Source organism: Clostridium puniceum (assembly GCF_002006345.1).
Taxonomy (GTDB): domain Bacteria; phylum Bacillota; class Clostridia; order Clostridiales; family Clostridiaceae; genus Clostridium; species Clostridium puniceum.
In genome coordinates this window covers 1-908 of the sequence record NZ_LZZM01000126.1, presented here as the reverse complement: position 1 = coordinate 908, position 908 = coordinate 1, and the positions used below count along the sequence as shown (strand labels likewise).

The following is a 908-nucleotide window of genomic DNA, read 5'->3' as shown; positions in this document are numbered from 1 at the left end:
GATTTAGACGTACCAAGAGATAGGAATGCAGAATTTGAACCACAGATAATAAAGAAATATGAAACAGTATGTACTGAATTGGACAAAAAAATAATATCACTTTATGCAAAAGGAATGACAACTAGTGATATTCAGGCTGAAATAGAAGATTTATATGGAATAACAATTTCTCCATCAATGGTATCTAGAATCACTGATAAAGTTATGGATAGTGCTATTGAATGGCAAAATAGAACCTTAGATAAAATATATCCAATAGTTTATTTAGATGCAATGTATTTCAAAGTGAGAAGTAATGGGAAGATTGTAAATAAGGCTGTTTACATATGCTTAGGATATAATATGCAAGGATATAAAGAAATACTTGGCAGTTGGGTTGACGAAGCCGAAGGAGCTAAGTTTTGGCTAAAAATATGTACTGATCTCAAAAATAGAGGTGTAAAAGAAATTCTTATTGCATGTATGGACGGCTTAAAGGGGCTACCTGAAGCTATTAAAACAGTATTTCCATCTGTTAATATTCAAACATGTATCGTACATCAAATAAGAAATTCTATAAAATATATAGCATCAAAAGATAAAAAAGAGTTTATAAAAGATTTTAAATGTGTGTATAAGGCATTTACAGAAGAACTTGCGCTAGCGCAGCTCGACAATTTAAAAGATAAATGGGGTGATAAATATTCTATTGTAATAGATTCGTGGTATAACAATTGGAACCAGTTATCAACATTTTTTAGTTTCTCACCCGAAATACGAAAAATGATTTATACTACTAATACGCTAGAAGGATTTAATAGGCAAATCCGTAAATATACTAAGGCAAGAACTATATTCCCAACAGATCAATCTTTAAGCAAATGTGTATATTTAGCGACTATGGAAATTATAGAAAAATGGACTCAACC

General features: G+C 30.6%; 1 protein-coding gene. It reads left to right on the top strand.

What is annotated here, in order from left to right:
• Nucleotides 1–908: IS256 family transposase (locus CLPUN_RS09645; protein ID WP_077847078.1), on the top strand; the 908-nt coding region annotated here is incomplete at both ends.